Below are 22355 nucleotides of genomic sequence, written 5' to 3' on the forward strand. Positions count from 1 at the left end.
AAATCAAGATGATAAATAAGGTGTGGGACGAGGATAGACCTGATGAGAGGAGTAAACTGCGAGGGGAGTCACAAAGACTTCTGATTTAAGCAGGAGTGAAATATATGCATGCTTTGCGCAAAGAAAAGGGCGCTTAGCACCCTTTTTTAATCAGAAAATGTGAATTTATAGCGGTGTCGGCCGCGGTGGGCAACGCTCGAGTAATTCAACGCTGCCGTCTTCATTGAGCTGCTCAATAAACACATCGAAGCCCCACAGGCGATGAACGTGTTTCATCACTTCACGACGGCTTTTATCGAGCGGCGCGCGATCTTGCGGGATATATCGCAATGTCAGCGAACGGTCTCCGCGTAAATCGACATTCCAGACCTGAATGTTTGGCTCATGATTGCTCAGGTTGTACTGCGCTGATAACTCCTGTCGGATGGCGCGATAGCCTTCCTCGTTGTGAATTGCCGCAATTTCCAGATAGTTATTATGATCGTCATCCAGTACGGTAAATAACCGGAAATCACGCATCACTTTCGGCGACAGAAACTGGCTGATAAAGCTTTCATCTTTGAAATCACGCATCGCAAAATGCAGTGTTTCCAGCCAGTCCGAACCCGCGATATCCGGGAACCAGTAGCGATCTTCTTCCGTCGGTTCCTGACAGATACGTTTAATGTCCTGCATCATCGCAAAGCCCAGCGCATAAGGGTTAATTCCGCTGTAATACGGGCTGTTATAAGGCGGCTGATACACCACATTGGTATGGCTGTGCAGGAACTCCAGAATGAAACGGTCGGAGACTTTTCCTTCATCATAAAGATGATTAAGAATGGTGTAATGCCAGAATGTCGCCCAGCCTTCGTTCATTACCTGGGTTTGTTTTTGCGGATAAAAATACTGGCTGATTTTACGCACGATACGCAATATTTCCCGCTGCCAGGATTCCAGCAGAGGCGCATTTTTTTCCATGAAATACAACAGGTTTTCCTGAGGCTCTGAAGGGAAGCGCCGCGCCTGTTCGGGCGCATCGACGCTGTCTTTACGCGGCAACGTTTTCCACAAAGTATTTACCTGGCTTTGCAGATATTCCTCGCGACTTTTCTGACGCGCCAGTTCTTCCTGTAAGGAGATTTTTTGCGGACGTTTATAACGATCGACGCCGTAATTCATCAACGCATGGCAGGAATCGAGCAGTCGTTCGACTTCGTCCACACCGTAACGTTCTTCACATTCGCTGATATAACGTTTAGCGAACAGCAGGTAATCAACGATGGAACTGGCGTCGGTCCAGCTTTTAAACAGGTAGTTATTTTTAAAGAAAGAATTGTGGCCGTAGCAGGCATGAGCCATGACCAGCGCCTGCATCGTGATGGTATTTTCTTCCATCAGATAGGCAATACACGGGTTAGAGTTGATGACGATTTCATACGCCAGACCCTGCTGCCCGTGTTTATAAAGTTGCTCGGTTTCAATAAATTTCTTACCGAACGACCAGTGAGTATAATTAATCGGCATGCCAATGCTGGAATAGGCATCCATCATTTGTTCGGAGGTGATGATTTCGATCTGATGGGGATAGGTTTCAAGCCGGTAAGACTTGGCCACCCGGTCGATCTCTGCAAGGTAGGTCTGCAATAACTCAAACGTCCAGTCCGGTCCATCGCTGAGACGCTTGTCCTCAGTTTTTTGCTTCTGGGTCACTGTTGTCATAAGCCGCACCCTCATTCAGTTATGGACGCTACAGAGTGTTTGATTCACAACCTTTTCTTAAGATTTCGCACGTCCATTGATAATCGTAGCTCAATCTGAGTGTGCTGTTTGATAAACACCATGGATCCCTTCCAGATTAAATCTATATCCTCATGGCTGATGGCTGTCAATTTCCCTGAAAAGGAATTTCAGCGCAGCAAAAGGCTACTGCTGATAGCGTTTTTCTGGTTTTCAGATTCATATGTCGCTTTTCTTCCCTTTATAAACCCCCGCAGTCCCTGAACCTCAAAATTTCACAATCCGTGAGGTAATAGTATTCTTGTCTTTGTTTATGGTTTTTTATTCTGGTTATTTAGCTTTTATTGAGAATAAAGCTCTGACCAAAAACCTGCTTTAGCGTGCCTTGAAGTTGATGATGTCATTGCTGTCAGTGAAATCACAAAACCATAAATTCCTTCTGTGAACGCCTGAATGTTGCGAGATATCGTTATTTATTTCCGGCTATTGAAATAAATGCTGGTATGAACGATAAATAATTGTGAAAGACCTCACGGTTATGGGTGCCTGTGTTGGTGTTTTTTCTCAGTCAGGTTAATTTCCTGGCATCAGAATATTATGCTTTGATTTGTTGTGGAGTGAAGTCGATATGCGTGTGGTGATTTTAGGCAGTGGTGTGGTCGGTGTCGCCAGTGCATGGTATCTGGCAAAAGCGGGACATCAGGTAACGGTCATTGATCGTCAGTCCGGTCCGGCAGAAGAAACCAGCGCGGGCAATGCAGGACAGATCTCACCAGGCTATGCCGCGCCGTGGGCGGCTCCCGGTGTTCCGGTTAAAGCGGTTAAATGGATGTTTCAGAAACATGCGCCACTGGCGATCCGCCTCGACGGAACTCAGTTCCAGCTGAAATGGATGTGGCAGATGCTGCGCAACTGCGACATGGACCATTATCAGACCAATAAAAGCCGCATGGTTCGCCTGGCGGAATACAGCCGCGACTGTATGAAAGCGCTGCGTGACGATACCGGCATTCAGTATGAAGGTCGTCAGGGCGGAACGTTGCAACTTTTCCGTACTGCGCAGCAGTTTGAAAGCGCGGCCAAAGATATCGCCGTGCTGGAAGATGCGGGCGTGCCCTATCAGTTGCTGGAATCCAGTCAGCTGGGGCTCGCAGAACCTGCACTTGCGCAGGTCGCGCACAAGCTGACCGGCGGTCTGCGATTGCCGAATGATGAAACCGGCGACTGCCAGATGTTTACCCGTAAACTGGCGGAAATGGCGCGTCAGGCGGGCGTGGTTTTCGAATTTAATCGCACAGTGGATAAGCTGCATGTGCAAAACGGGGAAATCACCGGCGTGCAATGCGGCGATGAACGGGTGAAAGCCGATGCTTATGTGGTGGCGTTCGGTTCTTATTCTACCGCATTGCTTCGCGATCTGGTGTCCATTCCCGTCTATCCGCTGAAAGGGTACTCCCTGACCATTCCGATTACCGACCCTGATTCAGCGCCTGTTTCTACTGTCCTTGACGAAACCTATAAAATTGCCATTACCCGTTTTGATGACCGCATCCGCGTCGGTGGTATGGCGGAGATTGTCGGCTTCAATCTTAAACTGGCACAGGCGCGGCGCGAAACGCTGGAAATGGTGGTAAGAGATCTCTATCCGAATGGCGGTAATGTCGAACAGGCTACGTTTTGGACTGGCCTGCGCCCGATGACGCCGGACGGTACGCCGATTGTCGGCCGCACACGTATCAAAAATCTGTATCTGAATACTGGGCACGGCACGCTGGGCTGGACAATGGCCTGCGGCTCAGGGCAATTGCTGTCAGATATTATGTCAGGCGTGACGCCTGCGATCCCATCTGATGATTTATCGGTTGAGCGTTACAGCCCGGATTTTATCGCGCGTCCTGCGGGCCCGCATAAAATGCATCCGGTAGGCTGAGTCTGCGGTCATCTTTTCCCATGCAGTGTCTGACGCTGCATGGGCTTTACATTGCCTATTGCCGGAGCTGGTATGCCTCGCCCGATTTCTGCCACATTATCTCTTTCTGCATTAACCCAAAATCTGAACATCATTCGTGGCCTCGCTCCTGACAGTAAAGTCTGGACCGTTGTGAAAGCCAATGGTTACGGACACGGTATTTCCCGCATCTGGCGCAGTTTGTCGTCCACCGATGGTTTTGCATTACTCGATTTCAACGAAGCCATTTTGCTGCGCGAAGCTGGCTGGCAGGGGCCGATTTTATTGCTGGAAGGATTTTTCACCGCCGAAGATTTGGTTATCGTCGGCAAATATCGCCTGACGACCGCTGTTCATAGCGACTGGCAGATTAAGGCGCTGGCGCAAGCACAATTTAGTCAGCCGGTTGATGTTTATCTGAAAGTTAACAGCGGGATGAATCGTTTGGGATTTTCCCCTGCGCACGCGGGCGCTGCCTGGCAACAGCTGCGTGAGCTGAAACAGGTGGGCGGGCTCACCCTGATGAGCCATTTCGCTACCGCTGACAGTGTCGAAGGTGTGGATGCACAGATGGCGGCGGTTAATCTTGCGGGACAAAATATCAGCGGACCCCGGTGTCTGGCGAACTCAGCCGCGACTTTGTGGCACCCGCAAACTCATCAGGACTGGATCCGTCCCGGGATTATTATCTATGGCGCGTCGCCAAGCGGTGAGTGGAAAGATATTGCGCATACCGGTCTGCAACCGGTGATGACGTTAAAGAGCGAGCTGATTACCGTGCAGGAGCTGAAGGCGGGTGACCGTGTGGGTTATGGTGGCCGCTACCTCGTGACCGGCCCGCAGCGGGTAGGTGTGGTTGCCTGCGGCTATGCGGACGGTTATCCGCGCCATGCACCGACCGGAACGCCGGTATGGGTGGATGGTGTTCGCACAACGACGGTGGGGACGGTATCAATGGATATGCTGGCGGTCGATCTCACGCCGTGTCCGCAGGCGAAAATCGGTTCGCCTGTCGAATTATGGGGTAATCATTTACCGGTAGATGATGTGGCGACGACCTGCGGTACGCTGGGCTATGAGCTGCTGAGTGCGCTTTCGCCCCGCGTACCTGTTTCAGTGACCGGTCAGTAACCGGGCAGAAACTAAAGTCAGATAACTAGTTTTCCAGACGGGTCAGACGGCCCGTCGATTTCTTACTGGCACGACGTGCCAGCATCGCCAGACATCCCCCGGCAAGCATCACCAGAGCCAGACTTAGTTTCGGCTGCAACGGTAACGCCATCGCAATAAAGCCTAGCAACGCGCCACCGGCCATTTGCACTGAACCTACCAGCGCGGAAGCCACCCCGGCTTCTGACGAGAAAGGTTCCAGTGCATAGCTGGTCGCAGGTCCCATCAGGAACGCCAGACCGGCGCAGGCGCTGGCCACCGGCAACATATATAACCAGGTTGCGGTCTGTTCAGCAGGCGGAACCAGGGTTATCCCTGCAATCAATCCCAGGCAGCCTATAAACATCAGAATACCGCCGGTTTTCAGGCACACCGGGCGTCCCACTTTACGGATGATCCGGTTGGCGATAAAACTCATCCCCATGATCCAGAATCCGTTTGCACCAAACACCAGCGAGAATTCCAGCGGCGTGAGTCCGGCAATATTCATCAGTACCGTCGGTGCCAGCGAAACATACGTCAGCGCCATACCCATCGCGCCAGCGTTAACCAGCGCGAAAGTGATAAAGCGGGCATTAAACAGAATGCGTGCATACTGACGAAACGGCAGTCCGGTATTGGCTTGCGTTCCGGCCGGACGGGTTTCAGGCAATTTGAAAATGACCAGCAGCAGAACCGCCAGCGTATAACCTGCCAGAGCCCAGAAAGGCGCACGCCAGCCGTAATATTGCGCAATCAGGCCACCAATCAGCGGCGCAAGAGCAGGAATGATATTGAGCGTGCCATTGAGAAATCCGTACGCGCGGGCGGCATCGTTGCCGCTCATCCGGTCACGGACACCACTGAATATCACCACTGACGTACAACACACCGCCAGCCCCTGAATGACGCGTGAGAGGAGAAACATCCACGGTGCGACGGCGGTTGCGGCAACGATCGCGCCTGCCAGATAAATCACCACGCCAATGATGGCGATAGGGCGGCGCCCAAATTTATCGACCAGCGGCCCGGCAACCAGCTGGCCGAGTCCCATCACCAGAATAAACAATGATATTGAGGACTGAATGACCGCTTCTGTACTGTTCAGGCCCAGGGCAATCGCCGGGATCGCAGGCAGGTAGAGGTCGATACCCAGAGGGCCAAGCAGCACCAGGCTCAGCAGCAGAAAGAGGAATTTTTGCATTGAAAACATCACTATCAGTCGTCCGAAAGGAGGCTAAGGGTAATGATTTAGTTAATGAATGGAAAGCGGCTTGTGATAATCGTGCATTAAGGGCTTGTGAATAAAAACGGACACCCGTCAGTGTCCGTTAACGCGCAGTTGATGGAAGGATTATTTTTTCTTCCAGAAATCATCAAACACCGTCACCGGTGGCTGGCGTTTGTGCTCAGTGCGCAGATACCAGCCTTCAATAATCGCAGCATATTTATCGTCGACTTTCTTGTCTTCAAGATAATCGTCGATCAGTTCGTATGTCACGCCCAGCGCAACTTCATCCGGTAAAGCAGGGCGGTTTTCTTCCAGATCAGCTGTCGGAGCTTTGGTATACAAATGTTCAGGGCAGCCCAGTGCTTTGAGCAACGCTTTCCCCTGACGTTTATTCAGACGGAAAATCGGGTTGATGTCCGTGCCACCATCGCCGTATTTGGTGAAGAATCCGGTCACGGCTTCTGCCGCATGGTCAGTTCCGACCACGACGCCTTTTTTCATCCCCGCAATGCTGTACTGCGCTTTCATGCGCTCACGGGCTTTTTCATTACCTTTAATAAAGTCACTCAACTCGATACCAATTTCGCGCAATGTCGCTTCGCTCGCCAGCACGGCATTCTTGATATTAACCGTCAGAACCTGATCAGGCTCGATGAACGCGATGGCATCCTGACAGTCGGATTCATCGGCCTGCACGCCATACGGCAAACGGACGGCGATGAACTGATAATCGGCTTCGTGCGTTTCTGTGCGTAATTCGTTAATTGCCATTTGGCAAAGTTTGCCGGTGAGAGTAGAATCCTGCCCGCCGCTGATACCCAACACCAGTGTCCTGATGAACGGATGGGCCAGCAGATAACTTTTGAGAAAATCGACGCTGACACGGACTTCCTGTGCGGCATCGATGTGCGGTTTAACGTGTAGAGCCTGAATAATCTCTTTTTGTAAAGCCATGACCACTCCTCCTGAAGGCTGCCTTCGAGGAACCCGAGGCAAAAATAAGACGTTATCAGGATAAAACTACCCCGCATCGCTCAAAAGGACAAGATTCAGCGACGAGTTCGGCGGAAATCTGTACGCTGCCAGCTCGCAACATTTCGAACCAAAGCGGCAGTAAAGAAGTAAAGTGTGGCACATGAGGAGTTATTACCGACCGGCATTGAAATAAGAAATCAATGAAGGGAAACGTAATGATTTTGTATGTTTCTATTGCTGGAAATATATGTCATTCGGAACTATCTAAAAAAGCCGCTTTATTAAGATATCCTGGGCTGAGTGCGTTATATTTGTTGCGGTAGAAATATTTGTATGCATGTGCCATCGAAATGGAGTTGCCAGGCTTGATTAACGGATCCTAATTAATGGCATACATCGTGTGGTTTTAATGTCGTTATTTGCCTTAAGTCTTATTGGGGAAGCAAAATGTTTTTTCGGGTTGTACGTCGTTTACCAGCTTGTGCCATCGTCTGTGGTGCAGCGCTGTTCAGTATCTCAAGCCTTGCAGACACCACCATCTTCACTGCGTTAGATGACCCTGCTCAGGCGAAAAAGCCTTTCGAGGGCAATGTTCAGGCGGGTTACAGCGCGCAAACTGGTAACACCAGCAACTCCACGCTGAATGCTGATACCACCATGACCTGGTTTGATACCAACACGGCTTACAGCCTGTGGGGTTCTGCGCGTAACACTTCTTCTTCCGGTGTGCGTTCATCCGAGAAATATCAGGCCGGTGGCCGTACCCGTTATAACCTTGATAACGCGAACTATGTGTTTGGTCAGGGTAGCTGGCTGAGCGACCGTTATAACGGTTACCGTTCACGTACTGTCGGTACGCTGGGTTATGGTCGTCAGATCTGGAGCGGTCCGGTTCACACGCTGAATCTGGAAGCCGGTCCGGGTGTTCGTCATGATGAATTTGAACAAGGCGGTAACACCACCCGTGCTCTGGCTTACGCTTCAGGCACTTACGGTTACCAGATCAGCGACACTGCACGCTTCACGCAGGGCGTATCTGTTTTAGCGAACGATGAAACCACGCTGAACTCAGAAACCGCGCTGACCGTTGCGATCAACTCCCACTTCTCACTGAAAGTGGCGTATGACGTAACCTATAACACCAAACCACCAGCCAGCGCGCCGGATAAAACCGATACTGTGACGTCTGTAAACCTGGTGTATGGCATGTAATTTCCCGTCCGGGAAATAATGCAAAAAAGCCGGAGGGAATATGCCTCTGGCTTTTTTTTGGATTATATCCAGTCTGTTTGCAGGTTTTTTACTGACAAAAAAACCACGCACTCTGCATGGTTTCGTTATTTCTGTGCAGTTACTTTTTCTCTGCGTCTTTATATACCGTGGCTATCGCTTCAAAATTCGGGCCTTTCTGGCCAGCGGCGATGATATGGTAATATTTACCGCCTTTCTCATCCGCCAGCTTTGACAACTCTTCGTGCAACTCACTTGGAGAACCGACTTTCCCACCTGATTCAGCTACTTTGATGTTGTCGATTTTTACCAGTTTATAGTGTTCGACTTCTTCTTTAGAGACTTGTTCAGCAGCCAAAGCGCTGAAAGAGAAGGCAGAAATAAGCAGGGTAGTAGCTAAAGTAATTTTTTTCATATACAGCATCCTTTTGTAGAGGTAAGTAATTGCTTTGCTCTCCTGAAGTTTAGACTGTATTTCAAAAAAAGACCGAAAGTCTTATTCGTTGTCGGAAATATCCTCTCTTTATCAGTGCGGCCAGCAGAAAAATACTGAAGGAAAGGGGGGTTAAAGTGGGGATGTTCTTTCACTTTGGCCGCGTTGAAAGAACAGAAGGATCCGAACATATAAAAAAACAGCTGGTAATAGAAATTAACCAGCTGTTTTCAAAGACTAAACATCAGTGATCCTGGACTTGCTTGTGAAAAAGCTCCCTGAATACCGGATAAATATCCTCCTGTTCGCGGATATGCTGCATGGCGAAATTATCGAATTTCTCCTGCAATACTTCGTATTCACGCCACAGCGTCTGGTGGGCGCGTCGGGTGATTTCGATATAGCTGTAATAACGCACCATCGGCAAGATCTTCTGTGCCAGAAGCTGGTGGCAAAGAGGGGAGTCGTCAGCCCAGTTATCACCATCGGAAGCCTGCGCGGCATAAATGTTCCACTGCGCCGGATCGTAGCGTTCCTTAATGACATCATCCATCAGTTTCAGTGCGCTCGAAACGATGGTCCCGCCGGTTTCCTGTGAGTAGAAGAACTCCTGTTCATCCACTTCTTTGGCCTGTGTATGATGACGGATATAGACCACATCGACGTTTTTATAGGTTCTGCTCAGGAACAAATAGAGCAGAATATAGAAACGCTTGGCCATGTCTTTGGTTGCCTGATCCATCGAGCCGGAGACATCCATCAGACAGAACATCACCGCCTGGCTCGAAGGCTCGGGGCGACGTTCGTAGTTGCGATAACGTAAATCAAAGGTATCAATGAACGGCGTTTTCGCGATTTTCGCCCGCAACTCGGCGATTTCTTTCCGCAGCCGTTCTTCTTCGAGTAACTGTGCCGGTTCGCTGTGCTCGACCTCGGTCAGCGTCGATTCCAGCTCACGCAGCTCCCGTTTTTTACCCGCAGTCATCGCCGTACGTCGGGCCAGCGAGTTTTGCAAAGAGCGCACCACACTGATATTGGCCGGTACGCCATTAGACGTATAACCGGAGCGGTGGGTTTTGTATTCGTTCAGCTGTTTATGCTGGTTTTTACGCAGGTTAGGCAGCGCCAGATCTTCAAAAAGCAGATCGAGATATTCGTCTTTGGAGATCTGGAATGAAAACTCATCTTCGCCTTCACCGTCCTGACTGGCTTCGCCCTGACCACTGCCGCCGCCACCGCCCCCTTGCGGTCGTTCGATACGGTCATTTTGCACAAAGTGGTCATTGCCAGGGTGAACACGGTGGCGTAAGCCACCGCGACCCTGATGGAACATGGGTTCGTTGATATCAGCATTGGGGATCGAAACTGACTCCCCGCTGTCCACGTCGGTAACCGAACGCTTGTTGATGGCCTCGGCAATCGACTGTTTGATTTGCGACTTATAGCGGCGCAAAAAGCGCTGGCGGTTCACCGCGCTTTTGTTTTTGCCATTCAGCCGTCGGTCAATGAAATACGTCATATTTCCCCCAAACGACGTTGCCAACGATCCTCTGTTACGAGGATTTTCTTACGCGCAGATACCATTCACACAGCAGGCGAACCTGTTTGCGTGTATATCCTTTCTCCATCATTCTGTCGACAAAATCATCATGTTTCTTCTGTTCATCGGTCGACGTCTTGGCGTTAAACGAAATAACTGGCAGCAATTCCTCGGTATTTGAGAACATTTTTTTCTCAATCACCGTGCGCAGTTTCTCGTAACTGGTCCAGTTTGGATTGCGGCCGCTATTGTTTGCGCGGGCACGCAGCACGAAGTTGACGATTTCGTTGCGGAAATCTTTTGGATTGCTGATCCCGGCTGGTTTTTCAATTTTCTCCAGCTCAGCATTCAGCGATTCACGGTCAAACAACTGTCCGGTATCCGGGTCACGATATTCCTGATCCTGGATCCAGAAATCAGCGTACGTAACATAACGGTCGAAAATGTTTTGTCCGTATTCTGAATAGGACTCCAGATAAGCCGTCTGGATCTCTTTACCGATAAACTCTGCGTATTTCGGGATCAGATAGCCTTTTAGATGCTCCAGATATTTTTCAGCGATGTCCTGCGGGAACTGTTCGCGCTCGATTTGCTGCTCCAGAACATAGAACAGATGAACCGGGTTGGCGGCCACTTCCACGTGGTCAAAGTTGAAAACGCGTGAGAGAATTTTAAACGCAAAACGCGTCGAAAGCCCGTTCATGCCTTCGTCCACGCCCGCATAATCACGGTATTCCTGATAGGACTTGGCTTTCGGATCGGTATCTTTCAGGCTTTCACCGTCGTAAACCCGCATTTTAGAATAGCTGCTGGAGTTTTCAGGTGTTTTCAGCCGCGACAAAATTGAGAAGCGCGCGAGCGTTTCCAGAGTTCCCGGTGCACAAGGTGCGTGGGCCAGTTCACTGTTGCTGAGCAGTTTGTCGTAGATTTTCATCTCTTCAGAAACACGCAGGCAGTAAGGCACTTTCACGATGTACACACGGTCAAGAAACGCTTCATTATTCTTGTTGTTACGGAACGTCACCCATTCTGATTCGTTGGAGTGCGCCAGAATAATGCCGTTGAAAGGCAGGGCAGAGATCCCCTCGGTGCCGTTATAGTTACCTTCCTGCGTGGCAGTCAGTAACGGATGCAGCACTTTAATCGGTGCTTTGAACATCTCGACGAATTCCATCACACCCTGGTTTGCGCGGCACAGAGCACCGGAATAACCGTAAGCATCAGGATCGTTCTGGGCGTGGTTTTCCAGTTTACGGATATCCACTTTCCCGACCAGTGCAGAGATGTCCTGGTTGTTTTCATCGCCCGGTTCAGTTTTGGCGATGGCAATTTGTTCCAGAATTGACGGCCAGACTTTCACGACTTTAAATTTCGTGATATCGCCGCCAAATTCATGCAGACGTTTTGCCGCCCATGGCGACATGATGGTGCCAAGATAGCGCGGAGGAATGTTGTATTCTTTTTCGAGAATATGCGCATCTTCCTGCGGATTAAACAGACACAGAGGATGATCGTTTACCGGACTGCGTTCGCCGTTGGCGCTCAGCACATAAATCGGTACACGTTGCATCAGGGATTTCAGCCGTTCGGCCAGTGACGATTTACCGCCACCCACCGGGCCCAGTAAATAGAGGATTTGTTTCTTTTCTTCCAGTCCCTGCGCGGCGTGTTTCAGGTAGGAGACAATCTGTTCGATAGCCTCTTCCATGCCATAAAACTCTTCAAATGCAGGGTAGCGTGCAACAACACGGTTCGAGAATAAACGCGACAGGCGTGGTTCAAGCGCGGTATCTACCATCACTGGTTCACCGATTGCCATCAACAGACGTTCCGCCGCATTGACATAAGCACTGCGATCTTGCCGTGCAATGGTAAGAAATTCCTGCAGTGTGAACTCTTCGTCCTTGGCAGCCTCATAGCGCTGGCGATAGTGGTCAAATATGTTCATACGATGCCCGTCCTTCGTTATTTTACCCTTCGTCTCTGGAACCACCACCTTGCTGTAATTCCAAATAATCGGGTAACGCACAGGTTAATGAGAGGTTTTTTAAGCGCTCCCGGAAGAAAGATCTCCCACCTGAATTACAGCAACCCTTATGCCAACTTGCAGAACCCCTTTGACGCTGACAGTAACGATGGTTTGTAAACTGTCGTGACTCTGTGGGACGGGCGACTGTTCAGGCTAAGTCTTTCATCTATTTATAAGCGTAGTTTGGCATTAAGAAAATTTCCTCTATGGCTTTGCCGTTTTTTAAGTCATATCAATGACTCAGTTCTCGGGAGTGCTCTGAAAAGCCTTGCAGGGCGTGCTTTGCAGAGCGGAAGTCCTTTCTTTAGTCATTTTTATTTCATATTTTGCATATAAATTATGCGATCAACCCGATTTTCTCGGGTAAGTCTTTTTCAAGAACGAGAAAAGCTAAGCGCTTCGTTTATGCTTCATTTACACTAACGGCGTTTTTTACTTAATGGAAATAAGCAATGAAAATTTCGTTTATAAAAACACTGTCCATCGCTGGCGCGGCAGTGATTTGCAGCCATGCTGCCGTTGCAGGGACATGGCAGTTAGGTGCATCTGCTCTGGTCGCTCCGGATCCGTATCGTGGAAATAATGACCACGTATATCCGGTGCCGATCATCAATTACGACAATGATGATTTCTACTTCCACACGCTGATGGCGGGCTACTATCTGTGGAATGACGACGTAAACAAATTCAGCGTGACCGCAAGCTACTTCCCGTTGAGCTTTGACCCAAGCGACAGTGACGATAAGCGCATGAAGCGCCTCGATAAACGTCATGCCACGCTGATGGCAGGCCTGGCTTATTCGCACAACGCCGAGTGGGGTACCCTCCGCGCAAGTTTCAACGCCGATACGCTTGATACCAGCAATGGGATGACTGCGGACCTGGGCTATTTGTATGCGATTAAAGGCTCTAACTGGGCCGTGGTGCCGGGCTTTGGTGTGACCTGGTTCAGCTCGAACCTCAACCAGTACTATTATGGCGTGACTAAAGACGAATCCCGCCGCAGTGGTTTCCACAGCTATTCCCCGGATGACAGCTTCAGCCCGTACGTTGAAGTCTCCGCGAAATACAACTTCACTGCCGACTGGCAGGGCTTTGTGACCGGCCGCTATCTGCGCCTGTCAAGCGAAGTGACCGACAGTCCGATCATTGAAAAAGACTGGACTGGCGTGTTGTGGACTGGTGTCACGTACACCTTCTGATGCAACGCACCTGTCAGGTGCTTACGATGCACATTAATGGGGCGTTTCGCCCCATTTGCACATTTATAGTTCATTAACTTTTTCGCCATTAAGAGTCACGACCCGACCGGAGGAAACAGATGAAAGCGAAGACCGTAAAGCTGCCTGATGGCACGACCGTACCCGCAATCGGACAAGGCACCTGGTATATGGGGGAGCGAAACAGTGAACATCGCTCTGAAGTGAATGCATTAAAGCAAGGGCTGGATGCCGGTATGACGCTGATCGATACCGCTGAAATGTATGCGGACGGCGGAGCGGAAACAGTGGTTGGCGAAGCGATAGCAGGGCGCCGTGATGACGTGTTTCTGGTTTCAAAAGTCTATCCGCATAATGCCGGTGGCGCGAAAGCCATCGTCGCCTGCGAGCAAAGTCTGAAAAGGCTTCAAACTGATTGTATAGACCTGTACCTGTTGCACTGGCGTGGTTCGATTCCGCTACATGACACTGTCGCCGCGATGGAGATACTACAGCAATCAGGAAAAATCCGTCACTGGGGAGTTTCCAATCTCGACACTGACGACATGCAGGCGCTGTGGAAAATCCCCGGTGGCGAACAATGTATGACGAATCAGGTGTTGTATCACGCAGCTGCCCGTGGCATTGAATTCGATTTGCTGCCGTGGAGTGAAGAACACGGCGTGCCGGTGATGGCCTATTGTCCGCTGGCACAGGCCGGAAAGTTACGCCAGGATGTCCTGACTGCGCCGGTGATGCAGAAAATTGCTGAAGGACGGGGAGTGACCAGTTCGCAGATTGCGCTGGCGTGGGTGATCCGTTCGGGTAACGTGATTGCGATCCCGAAAGCCGTTCAGCCGCAGCACGTAAAAGATAATGCCGCTGCAATGATGCTTAGTCTTAGCGATGACGAAATCGCACAAATTGACGCTGCTTTTCCGGCACCGAACTATAAAACGCCGCTGGATATGGTCTGAAATTTGCCATTCTTATCCGAAATCAGACAGCAAAAAGGGGCCCTTTGGCCCCTTAGTCATATATGCTGCATGGCTTGTGCTATATCACTGCTGCTAAATCACTTACTTGCGGACAGAGAACGTCACGACCAAACGCGCCGGGGTGGCGTGCGTAGAAATGTGCTTGTCGGAAACCTGCGCAGTTTCAACACAAACCATGGTTTTGTAACCGTCATCCGGCATATCCGCCATGCTGACAGACAATTCAGAACCCGGATTCCAGGCAACAACGTCAGAGTTGTTTTCATGGGCAACAACCAGCGTGCGTTTAAGCACCGGATCCACGATTTCACTGGTGGACTGCGGCTGGGTGTAGATGCGGTCAGTTTGGCCAGTGAAGGTCAGATCACCTTCAGTCTGTTTGGCTTTTGCGCCATCGACTTTATCGATAAAGCTGTTACCCAGGCCTTTGACGCTGACACTGGCAATATCACCGATATTGAAATAAGTGTGAAGGGCGCTGTTGGCTTCGAAATCACCGGTCGATTCAAGTTCGATATGGCAGGTTGCGCCGAGCGTGAAGCGTGCGGTCAGCGTAAATTCGTGCGGCCACAAAGCCAGTGTTTCAGGAGAGCTTTTCAGCGTTAACGTCAGGACAACGCCTTCGTCAGTTTCCTGATGATCAGTCAGTTCCCACGCCATGTTTCGTGCGAAACCGTGTGAAGGTTTGCCTGCCGGACCAAACCACGGCCAGCAAATCGGAATGCCGCCACGAATAGCGACGCCTTCTTTAAATGCACTGGCGCTGCTCATCCACAACACAGGCTCTTCGCCTTCAGGCTGCCATGACAGCAGATGCGCGCCTTGCAGGGCAATAGCAGCACGAACTTTCGGGTGAGTAACAACGAGCACCGGCAGTTCGTCGATAAGACGCTGGCTGACGGAGGTGGTGATCTGGTTTACGACCGGGAGAGAAAAGAGTTGTTCTGTCATTATCTAAAGTCCTGTCAGGGTTAAAACTTCTAAGATTTAGAACCAAGACTACACATGAACCAAACCCATCTGTTTGACCACACTCATGTGTTGATAAAAAAGTGCAACCGACAGAAAGCAAAAGGGCGACTTGCGTCGCCCTTCAATCAGTTCATTCACATCGCCAATTATTTGGAAACGTGAGCGATCAGATCCAATACTTTGTTTGAGTAGCCAGTTTCGTTGTCGTACCAGGAAACCAGTTTCACAAAGTTGTCGTTCAGAGCGATACCTGCTTTCGCATCGAATACGGAAGTCAGTTTTTCGCCGTTGAAGTCGGTAGATACTACGTCGTCTTCGGTGTAACCCAGAACGCCTTTCAGGTCGCCTGCTTCAGAAGCTGCTTTGATTACTGCGCAGATTTCTTTGTAAGAAGCTGGTTTTTCCAGACGTGCAGTCAGGTCAACAACAGAAACGTTAGGGGTAGGAACGCGGAACGCCATACCAGTCAGTTTACCGTTCAGAGCTGGGATGACTTTACCTACTGCTTTAGCAGCACCGGTAGAAGAAGGGATGATGTTCTGAGATGCGCCGCGGCCGCCGCGCCAGTCTTTGTGAGACGGGCCATCAACAGTTTTCTGAGTTGCGGTTGTTGCATGCACAGTGGTCATCAGAGCTTCAACGATACCGAAGTTGTCGTTGATAACTTTTGCCAGTGGTGCCAGGCAGTTAGTGGTGCAAGATGCGTTAGAAACGATTTCCTGACCTGCGTATTCTTTATGGTTAACGCCCATAACGAACATTGGGGTGTTGTCTTTAGAAGGACCAGTCAGAACAACTTTTTTAGCGCCTGCAGTGATGTGCTTACGAGCAGTCGCATCATCCAGGAACAGACCAGTAGCTTCAGCTACAACGTCAACGTTAACTTCGTTCCATTTCAGGTTAGCTGGGTCACGCTCAGCGGTAACACGGATGGTTTTGCCGTTAACAACCAGGTGACCGTCTTTAACTTCAACAGTACCGTTGAAACGACCATGAGTTGAGTCGTACTTCAGCATGTATGCCATGTAGTCCGCGTCTAACAGATCGTTGATTGCTACGATCTCGATGTCAGAACGTTCTTGAGCAGCACGGAAAACAATGCGACCGATACGGCCAAAACCGTTGATACCTACTTTGATAGTCATATATTCCACCAGCTATTTTTTTAGTGAATAAAAGGTTGGTTGTAAAATTACAAAAACCTTGCTGAGCGTCAAGCGGAATCGTGTCAATTATTGCTGTAAGTCAAAGCGACGACCTACTATTGCTCGCTTATTGCACGTTCCGTTTTCTTAATCGGCTTACAACCACATGGGGGCGAAAAACTGAATATAAAGGTCCGGAAGGTCTGTAGTGTGATCGCCATCACAAGTTGCGAGTCCTGTAACGCTGATGCCATACAGTTTAGGCCAAATGGGGCAGACCTGTTGTTAATTTTTTGTTATTATAAACTGTTATTTTAGTTGATTTTTATATTCGTCAGAGAACGATAAACATGAGTATTGAATTAAAATCTTCCTCTACCCTCGAGCAACTCACTGAAATTCAACGTTATGTCACGCAAGATCACGGTACAGAACCTCCGTTTTCCGGAAAGTTACTGCATAACCGCCGTGAGGGCCTTTATCATTGCATCGTCTGTGGTTCCGCGCTGTTCTATTCAGATACCAAATACGATTCCGGCTGCGGCTGGCCAAGTTTTTATCAGCCGGTACAACCGGAGGCGATTAAATATCTCACTGATAAAGCGCATAATATGCAACGTGTTGAGATACGCTGTTCGGGTTGCGAGGCGCATTTGGGACATGTTTTCCCGGATGGTCCAAAGCCGACAGGCGAACGTTACTGTGTGAATTCGGCCTCAATGCGTTTTACTGATGGTCAGAATGGCGATAAAACCGCCGGGTAGAGTGTCGTGAAAGTACGATGTAATCTACCCGACAAAATCGATTCAGCTATTATTCAAAACCTTTTGAATAATAGCGTGGAGCTGAGGGCTCAGTCAGATGGAAATTAATCAACTCATTGATGTAATGACGCCGGAAATCTATGCACGTCTGGTGCTGGCCGTGGAACTGGGTAAGTGGCCAGATGGTGTGGCGCTGACGCCGGAACAGAAAGAGCATAGCCTGCAAGCTGTGATGCTGTATCAGTCGCGTCACAACGTGGATGCCCAGCACATGAGCATCGGCACGGACGGGCAGATTGTCACTAAAAGTAAGCAGGAACTGAAACAGCAGTTCGCACAGGATACGCTGATAAAGCTTAAACCTGAGTAATTCAGTGACGCTCATGCATATAAAAAGGCGCTAAACAGCGCCTTTTTTGCTTTTACTCGGATGACTAAATTCAGCCAGCGATTTCTTTGGACGTACTGATCACCGCCCCCGCAACCCGCATAGCTTCAACGGCTTGTGCACTGTCTTCTGGCTGCAAATTGACGCCACGGCAGCCGTCGGTCAGCAGGGTGACTTCATAACCCTGTGTGAGTGCGTCGAGTACGGTGAATTTCACGCAGTAATCTGTCGCCAGTCCCATGACATACAGATGCGTCACCTTTGCCGCTTTCAGCCAGTCGTTCAGCACGGTGGCTGCGCGGTGGCCGTTATCGAAAAACGCACTGTAGCTGTCGATGTCGGAATTCGTACCTTTCTGTACGACAAAATCCACTAGCGGCAGATTCAGGGCGGGATGAAATTCAGCGCCGGGTTCCTGCTGAACGCAGTGAACCGGCCACCAGACTTGCGGCAGGCCATTCAGTTCGCCCAGTGTCCAGGGTTCGGCATGCGAATTGGTGGCAAAGCTGCGATGTCCGGCAGGGTGCCAGTCCTGTGACGCCAGTACGGCAATGTCCCGGCTTTTACACCACGCTATCATCTGATTTGCGACCGCAATAGTCGCGTCGCCGTCAGAAACCGCCAGCGCGCCGCCGCGACAAAAATCGTTTTGCAAATCGACCAGCAACAATGCAGATTTCATAGTGCCCCTTAAACGCCAATTATTCGGTGAGTTCGCCGCGCAGATTTTGCTGCATCAGCTCGCGGATTTCTTCCGGAGTATGCGTCTGGCTGAGCAGGTAGTGCAGTTTGGTCAGCGCAGCTTCGACAGTCATATCAAACCCGCTGATCACACCAGAATGGGCCAGTGCGTTACCGGTCGCATAACCGCCCATATTGACACGCCCTGAAATGCATTGCGTCAGATTCACCACTACGATGCCTCGCTCGGAGGCGTCTTTCAGCACTTTCAGCAGATCACCCTTTTGCGGCGCGTTGCCGACGCCATAAGAGCGAAGGATCAGCGCTTTCACCGGCTGCATCAGGAAGTTCTGGACGACTTCGGCAGAAATTCCCGGATAAATAGTCACTACGCCAATCGGCTGCGGGGTGATGTGATGAACTTTCAGCTTCGCAGCAGGCACGACGGGCAGCGAAGGCGTGGAAAGGCGACGGATGTGGATCCCGGCTTCCAGCAGGGGCGAAAGGTTCGGTGATGCAAAAGCATCGAAACCATCGGCATGCGCTTTAGTGCTGCGGTTACCGCGGTATAAACGGTTGTTGAAGAACAGGGTGACTTCGTTGACCGGATGATTGGCGGCGATGTACAGCGAGTTCAGCAGGTTGATCTGGCCGTCAGAACGCAGCGCTTCGAGCGGTATTTGTGACCCTGTCACAATGACCGGTTTGCTGAGATTTTCCAGCATGAAAGAGAGTGCAGAAGCGGTGAACGCCATGGTATCCGTGCCGTGCAGGATTACGAAACCGTCGTACTCGTCGTAATGTGCCTGAATATCATCGGCAATGTGCTGCCAGTCTTCCGGCGTCATGTCGGAAGAATCCATCAGGGGCGCATATTCCTGAATGGTAAATTCAGGCATTTCAGGTCGGTGGAATTCCGGCATCAGCGCCAGCTGACGTTGTAAATGTCCGGAAACCGGGATGTAACCTTGTTCAGAACGCTGCATACCGATTGTGCCGCCGGTATAAGCAACGTAAATAGATTTTTTAGTCATCGAAGATGTTCTTTTTTAGAAAGGTGAAAGCAACTGCGCTAAGTATAAAGGCTTCGTGGCTGGCGTCCCACCATAAAAAAGCCCGGAGTTCTCAGAGACGCTCCGGGCAGTGAATTATGGCGAATCTTTATCCCGCTGTATCACATAGAACGGAACGTTACTTCACGTCACCACAGGTCAGGCAAAGTGCGTAACGATTTTGCGGGTCATTCATGTTGCTGAACAGGTCAGCCTGTGATTTCAGCTCCATCGCCATTTTGCTCACCGGCGCAGGCAGATAAGCCTGAATCGCCGCTGGCAGCATGGCATGCACGGAAGCGCTCACTTGCGAGAACACCAGATCGCTCAGGCTTGGCTCGCTGACATACCAGTTAAGCTGCCATTTCGGCAGTTTCGCCAGATCAGCCGCTTTCTTCACGGCGTCATCGAAGTCACCCAGCTCATCCACCAGACCATTGGCCTTGGCATCAGAACCGATCCACACGTGACCTTGTGCAATCTGGTCAATTTCTTCAGGCGTTTTGTGGCGTGAATCGGCCACCAGACCGAGGAAGGTTTTATAACCGTTCTCGATGTTCAGCTGCATCATCTGCGAGAACTCCGGTGGCAGTGCTTTGGTGGAAGCAATATCCGCCAGCGGCGATGTCGCGACGCCATCAGTGTGCACACCGGCGTAATCCAGCGTGTTCTGATAAGTGTTGATTACGCCAAAGATACCGATGGAGCCGGTGAGGGTGCTCGGGCTGGCGATGATGTAGTTTGCTGGCGTTGAAATCCAGTAACCGCCGGATGCCGCCATGCCGCCCATTGATACCACGACCGGTTTGCCTGAGGCTTTCGCAGCAGCCAGTTCGGAGCGGATCACTTCAGAAGCGCTGACGCTGCCGCCCGGGCTGTTGACGCGGAACACAATCGCTTTCACTTTCGGATCCAGACGGGCATCACGAATTTGCTGGGCCGTAGTGTCACCACCGACTGCACCCGGTTGTTCTTCACCGTCGTTGATGGCTCCGGTCGCGAAGATCACCGCGATTTGCGGATCGTTATTGTCCGGTTTTGGTTTCGGCGAATAGTCGTAGATGCTGGTGTAATTAAAGTCTTTGGCGTCTTTATTCCAGCCAAACGCTTTCACCATATCGTTGTCCGCTTCGGTACGTGAAGCCAGCGTGTCCACCAGTTTGGCTTTCAGCGCGTACTGCGCCATATCGCCGCCGGTCGCCTGCATTCCCGCTAATACACCCGCCGCACCAGGAAACAATTGTTCAGGCGTTATCTGGCGGTTTGCAGAAACGGTATTGAGATAGTTAGTCCACAATCCACCAATCCAGCGGCTGTCTGCTTCCCGTGCCGCAGGGGACATATCGTCACGGATCAACGGTTCAACGGCAGATTTATACGTTCCGACGCGGAAGATATTGGTGGTGACTTTCAGCTTATCGAGCAGGGATTTGTAATACAGATTATTGGTAGCAAAACCGTGCAAGTCCACCGCGCCTTGTGGCGAAAGATAGATTTTGTTGGCATAGCTCGCCAGATAATATTGCGACTGATTATAGCTGTCCCCGATGGCATACACCGGTTTACCCGCGTCACGGAATTCACGCAGCGCCTTGCCGATGTATTGCATAGATGACTGGTCAGTACCGGTGAAATCGGTCAGCTGCAACACGATACCCGTAACGTTTTTGTCATCTTTTGCCGCACGAAGAGTATCGACCAGATCAAACAGGGAATTCTCCTGCAAACGGCTGCTCGACGTGCCCAGCAATTCGCGACCCCACTGACGGACTTTATTATTCACTGAAGGCTTATCTACCACAGAACCGCTGAGATCAACCAGCAGCGCACCCTTAGTTGTTTCAACCGGTTTGTCCTGTACGGCATACCAGATGCCCACGCCAGCCAGAATGATAAGGATCAGAAATACGTTGAGAATGAATTCTCTGACGAAATTAAGAAGACGCCAGGTCCACTTAAAAAAACCGGCGATAATTCGCCACAATGTGCGCATGGTCTCTCCAACAAGACAGATAAGTCCCGCTATCCTAATGACACGCCGGAAAAAAGTCAGCTATAAATCATGTCAGGATTTGGCAACGATGCATTATCTGAAAGCGCCTGATGCGTTGGAAAAAGGCGTAGCGGCTATGTTAACGTAAGGTAAATAGCAATTATTCTCAGGAGATTAAAATGGACGCTTTGGACTTATTACTTAACCGCCGTTCCGCTTCCCGTCTGGCTGCTCCTGCTCCGGCAGGCGAGGCGCTGCAAAACATCATCAACGCCGGTATGCGCGCGCCGGATCACGGTGCTTTGCAGCCGTGGCGTTTTGTGATTGCTGAAAACGACGGTCTGACCCGTTTCAGTGAATTACTGCGGGCTGCCGCCATCAAAGACGGCGCGGATGAAAAAGCTGTCGAGAAAGCCACGCAGGCGCCACTTCGCGCCCCGCAAATCATCACCGTGATTGCGGCGTGCAAAGAAAGCCCGAAAGTGCCGCAATGGGAACAGTTGCTTTCTGCCGGTTGTGCCGTTCAGGCCATGCAGATGGCCGCGCTGGCTCAGGGCTTTAACGGCATCTGGCGTACCGGTGCGTGGACCGATCACCCCGATGTGCGCAAGGCCTTTAAGTGTGGTGAGAACGATAAAATCGTCGGTTTCCTGTATCTCGGTACACCGCAACTGAAAGCGAGCCTGCAGGTCATCCCGACCGACAGCACGCCTTTTGTGACCCATTTCTAAGATTTAGCTGCTCGTTAATTAACCGGTTTTCATCGGGCTTTTCCGATAAAACCGGTTTTTGCTGCCTATTTGAGCGACCACCGTCGCGGATCCTTCTAACCGTCTTACTAATTGCTTCGCCAGCGGCTAACATAGCCATCTCTGCATGATGAGGACGTAGTGAAATGAAGGATGGGAT

At 50.6% G+C, this 22355-nt stretch carries 19 protein-coding genes; 8 read left to right on the forward strand and 11 right to left on the reverse strand.

Annotation, left to right across the window (positions count from 1 at the left end):
• Window positions 1-165 precede the first annotated feature (165 nt).
• Window positions 166-1701, reverse strand: a complete 1536-nt coding sequence (locus D5398_RS09845; RefSeq protein WP_120507464.1) for a SpoVR family protein — start codon at window positions 1699-1701, stop codon at window positions 166-168.
• A 646-nt stretch (window positions 1702-2347) separates the two neighbouring features.
• Here D5398_RS09845 and D5398_RS09850 point away from each other — a divergent pair.
• The gene (locus D5398_RS09850; RefSeq protein WP_120507465.1) at window positions 2348-3649 is read left to right on the forward strand and encodes a D-amino acid dehydrogenase; all 1302 of its coding nucleotides are present in this window, start codon (window positions 2348-2350) and stop codon (window positions 3647-3649) included.
• A gap of 72 nt (window positions 3650-3721) precedes the next feature.
• Window positions 3722-4798 carry a catabolic alanine racemase DadX gene (gene dadX / locus D5398_RS09855; RefSeq protein ID WP_120507466.1) on the forward strand — a complete coding sequence of 359 codons (1077 nt, stop codon included), beginning with the start codon at window positions 3722-3724 and terminating at the stop codon, window positions 4796-4798.
• 25 nt (window positions 4799-4823) lie between these two features.
• On the opposite strand, the gene D5398_RS09860 is transcribed toward dadX, so the two are convergent.
• Together D5398_RS09860 and nadE are read right to left on the reverse strand one after the other, a co-directional pair.
• On the reverse strand, window positions 4824-6020 hold the full coding sequence (locus tag D5398_RS09860; RefSeq protein ID WP_120507696.1) for a multidrug effflux MFS transporter: 1197 nt from the start codon (window positions 6018-6020) through the stop codon (window positions 4824-4826).
• 150 nt (window positions 6021-6170) lie between these two features.
• Window positions 6171-7001 (reverse strand): ammonia-dependent NAD(+) synthetase, encoded by an 831-nt coding sequence (gene nadE, locus D5398_RS09865; protein WP_120507467.1) that lies wholly within the window; start codon window positions 6999-7001, stop codon window positions 6171-6173.
• Window positions 7002-7469: 468 nt separating this feature from the next.
• Here nadE and D5398_RS09870 point away from each other — a divergent pair, with 468 nt between their 5' ends.
• A complete protein-coding gene (locus D5398_RS09870; RefSeq protein ID WP_120133032.1) occupies window positions 7470-8234 on the forward strand; it encodes a DUF481 domain-containing protein in 765 nt (254 codons plus the stop codon).
• 139 nt (window positions 8235-8373) lie between these two features.
• Here D5398_RS09870 and D5398_RS09875 read toward each other — a convergent pair whose 3' ends face one another.
• From D5398_RS09875 to yeaG, 3 genes are all read right to left on the reverse strand, one after another.
• A complete protein-coding gene (locus D5398_RS09875; protein WP_120507697.1) occupies window positions 8374-8667 on the reverse strand; it encodes a YdgH/BhsA/McbA family protein in 294 nt (97 codons plus the stop codon).
• 262 nt (window positions 8668-8929) lie between these two features.
• Window positions 8930-10204, reverse strand: a complete 1275-nt coding sequence (locus tag D5398_RS09880; RefSeq protein ID WP_120133031.1) for a YeaH/YhbH family protein — start codon at window positions 10202-10204, stop codon at window positions 8930-8932.
• Window positions 10205-10238: 34 nt separating this feature from the next.
• Window positions 10239-12173 carry a protein kinase YeaG gene (gene yeaG, locus D5398_RS09885; RefSeq protein ID WP_120507468.1) on the reverse strand — a complete coding sequence of 645 codons (1935 nt, stop codon included), beginning with the start codon at window positions 12171-12173 and terminating at the stop codon, window positions 10239-10241.
• A gap of 533 nt (window positions 12174-12706) precedes the next feature.
• On the opposite strand from yeaG, the gene D5398_RS09890 reads away from it, so the two are divergent.
• Together D5398_RS09890 and D5398_RS09895 are read left to right on the forward strand one after the other, a co-directional pair.
• Complete coding sequence (locus tag D5398_RS09890; RefSeq protein WP_120507469.1) at window positions 12707-13456, forward strand: MipA/OmpV family protein; 750 nt, start codon at window positions 12707-12709, stop codon at window positions 13454-13456.
• 119 nt (window positions 13457-13575) lie between these two features.
• Entirely contained in the window at window positions 13576-14430 is an 855-nt protein-coding gene (locus tag D5398_RS09895) for an aldo/keto reductase (protein ID WP_120507470.1), read from the forward strand.
• 102 nt (window positions 14431-14532) lie between these two features.
• Here D5398_RS09895 and D5398_RS09900 read toward each other — a convergent pair whose 3' ends face one another.
• Both D5398_RS09900 and gapA read right to left on the reverse strand, forming a co-directional pair.
• A complete protein-coding gene (locus D5398_RS09900; RefSeq protein WP_120507471.1) occupies window positions 14533-15402 on the reverse strand; it encodes a D-hexose-6-phosphate mutarotase in 870 nt (289 codons plus the stop codon).
• Between the two features lie 167 nt (window positions 15403-15569).
• On the reverse strand, window positions 15570-16568 hold the full coding sequence (gapA, locus tag D5398_RS09905) for a glyceraldehyde-3-phosphate dehydrogenase (RefSeq protein ID WP_013575362.1): 999 nt from the start codon (window positions 16566-16568) through the stop codon (window positions 15570-15572).
• Window positions 16569-16918: 350 nt separating this feature from the next.
• Here gapA and msrB point away from each other — a divergent pair, with 350 nt between their 5' ends.
• Both msrB and D5398_RS09915 read left to right on the forward strand, forming a co-directional pair.
• Window positions 16919-17332, forward strand: a complete 414-nt coding sequence (msrB, locus tag D5398_RS09910) for a peptide-methionine (R)-S-oxide reductase MsrB (protein WP_120507472.1) — start codon at window positions 16919-16921, stop codon at window positions 17330-17332.
• A gap of 97 nt (window positions 17333-17429) precedes the next feature.
• A complete protein-coding gene (locus tag D5398_RS09915; RefSeq protein ID WP_120507473.1) occupies window positions 17430-17702 on the forward strand; it encodes a YeaC family protein in 273 nt (90 codons plus the stop codon).
• Window positions 17703-17772: 70 nt separating this feature from the next.
• Here D5398_RS09915 and pncA read toward each other — a convergent pair whose 3' ends face one another.
• From pncA to sppA, 3 genes are all read right to left on the reverse strand, one after another.
• Complete coding sequence (gene pncA, locus D5398_RS09920; protein WP_120507474.1) at window positions 17773-18402, reverse strand: bifunctional nicotinamidase/pyrazinamidase; 630 nt, start codon at window positions 18400-18402, stop codon at window positions 17773-17775.
• 19 nt (window positions 18403-18421) lie between these two features.
• Window positions 18422-19435: an asparaginase gene (gene ansA / locus D5398_RS09925; RefSeq protein ID WP_120507475.1), complete on the reverse strand. Its 1014-nt coding sequence runs from the start codon at window positions 19433-19435 to the stop codon at window positions 18422-18424.
• A 157-nt stretch (window positions 19436-19592) separates the two neighbouring features.
• On the reverse strand, window positions 19593-21446 hold the full coding sequence (sppA, locus tag D5398_RS09930) for a signal peptide peptidase SppA (protein ID WP_120507476.1): 1854 nt from the start codon (window positions 21444-21446) through the stop codon (window positions 19593-19595).
• A gap of 179 nt (window positions 21447-21625) precedes the next feature.
• Between sppA and D5398_RS09935 the strand changes: the two genes are divergently transcribed.
• Window positions 21626-22177 carry an NAD(P)H nitroreductase gene (locus tag D5398_RS09935; protein ID WP_120507477.1) on the forward strand — a complete coding sequence of 184 codons (552 nt, stop codon included), beginning with the start codon at window positions 21626-21628 and terminating at the stop codon, window positions 22175-22177.
• Window positions 22178-22355: the final 178 nt, after the last annotated feature.

The sequence above is a fragment of the Rahnella bruchi genome, from assembly GCF_003614975.1.
GTDB lineage: Bacteria > Pseudomonadota > Gammaproteobacteria > Enterobacterales > Enterobacteriaceae > Rahnella > Rahnella bruchi.

What these genes read in the sequence shown, in the direction of transcription:
- D5398_RS09845 (WP_120507464.1), bottom strand. Translation starts at nt 1,701, where the DNA reads ATGACAACAGTGACCCAGAAGCAAAAAACTGAGGACAAGCGTCTCAGC.
- D5398_RS09850 (WP_120507465.1), top strand. Translation starts at nt 2,348, where the DNA reads ATGCGTGTGGTGATTTTAGGCAGTGGTGTGGTCGGTGTCGCCAGTGCA.
- dadX (WP_120507466.1), top strand. Translation starts at nt 3,722, where the DNA reads ATGCCTCGCCCGATTTCTGCCACATTATCTCTTTCTGCATTAACCCAA.
- D5398_RS09860 (WP_120507696.1), bottom strand. Translation starts at nt 6,020, where the DNA reads ATGCAAAAATTCCTCTTTCTGCTGCTGAGCCTGGTGCTGCTTGGCCCT.
- nadE (WP_120507467.1), bottom strand. Translation starts at nt 7,001, where the DNA reads ATGGCTTTACAAAAAGAGATTATTCAGGCTCTACACGTTAAACCGCAC.
- D5398_RS09870 (WP_120133032.1), top strand. Translation starts at nt 7,470, where the DNA reads ATGTTTTTTCGGGTTGTACGTCGTTTACCAGCTTGTGCCATCGTCTGT.
- D5398_RS09875 (WP_120507697.1), bottom strand. Translation starts at nt 8,667, where the DNA reads ATGAAAAAAATTACTTTAGCTACTACCCTGCTTATTTCTGCCTTCTCT.
- D5398_RS09880 (WP_120133031.1), bottom strand. Translation starts at nt 10,204, where the DNA reads ATGACGTATTTCATTGACCGACGGCTGAATGGCAAAAACAAAAGCGCG.
- yeaG (WP_120507468.1), bottom strand. Translation starts at nt 12,173, where the DNA reads ATGAACATATTTGACCACTATCGCCAGCGCTATGAGGCTGCCAAGGAC.
- D5398_RS09890 (WP_120507469.1), top strand. Translation starts at nt 12,707, where the DNA reads ATGAAAATTTCGTTTATAAAAACACTGTCCATCGCTGGCGCGGCAGTG.
- D5398_RS09895 (WP_120507470.1), top strand. Translation starts at nt 13,576, where the DNA reads ATGAAAGCGAAGACCGTAAAGCTGCCTGATGGCACGACCGTACCCGCA.
- D5398_RS09900 (WP_120507471.1), bottom strand. Translation starts at nt 15,402, where the DNA reads ATGACAGAACAACTCTTTTCTCTCCCGGTCGTAAACCAGATCACCACC.
- gapA (WP_013575362.1), bottom strand. Translation starts at nt 16,568, where the DNA reads ATGACTATCAAAGTAGGTATCAACGGTTTTGGCCGTATCGGTCGCATT.
- msrB (WP_120507472.1), top strand. Translation starts at nt 16,919, where the DNA reads ATGAGTATTGAATTAAAATCTTCCTCTACCCTCGAGCAACTCACTGAA.
- D5398_RS09915 (WP_120507473.1), top strand. Translation starts at nt 17,430, where the DNA reads ATGGAAATTAATCAACTCATTGATGTAATGACGCCGGAAATCTATGCA.
- pncA (WP_120507474.1), bottom strand. Translation starts at nt 18,402, where the DNA reads ATGAAATCTGCATTGTTGCTGGTCGATTTGCAAAACGATTTTTGTCGC.
- ansA (WP_120507475.1), bottom strand. Translation starts at nt 19,435, where the DNA reads ATGACTAAAAAATCTATTTACGTTGCTTATACCGGCGGCACAATCGGT.
- sppA (WP_120507476.1), bottom strand. Translation starts at nt 21,446, where the DNA reads ATGCGCACATTGTGGCGAATTATCGCCGGTTTTTTTAAGTGGACCTGG.
- D5398_RS09935 (WP_120507477.1), top strand. Translation starts at nt 21,626, where the DNA reads ATGGACGCTTTGGACTTATTACTTAACCGCCGTTCCGCTTCCCGTCTG.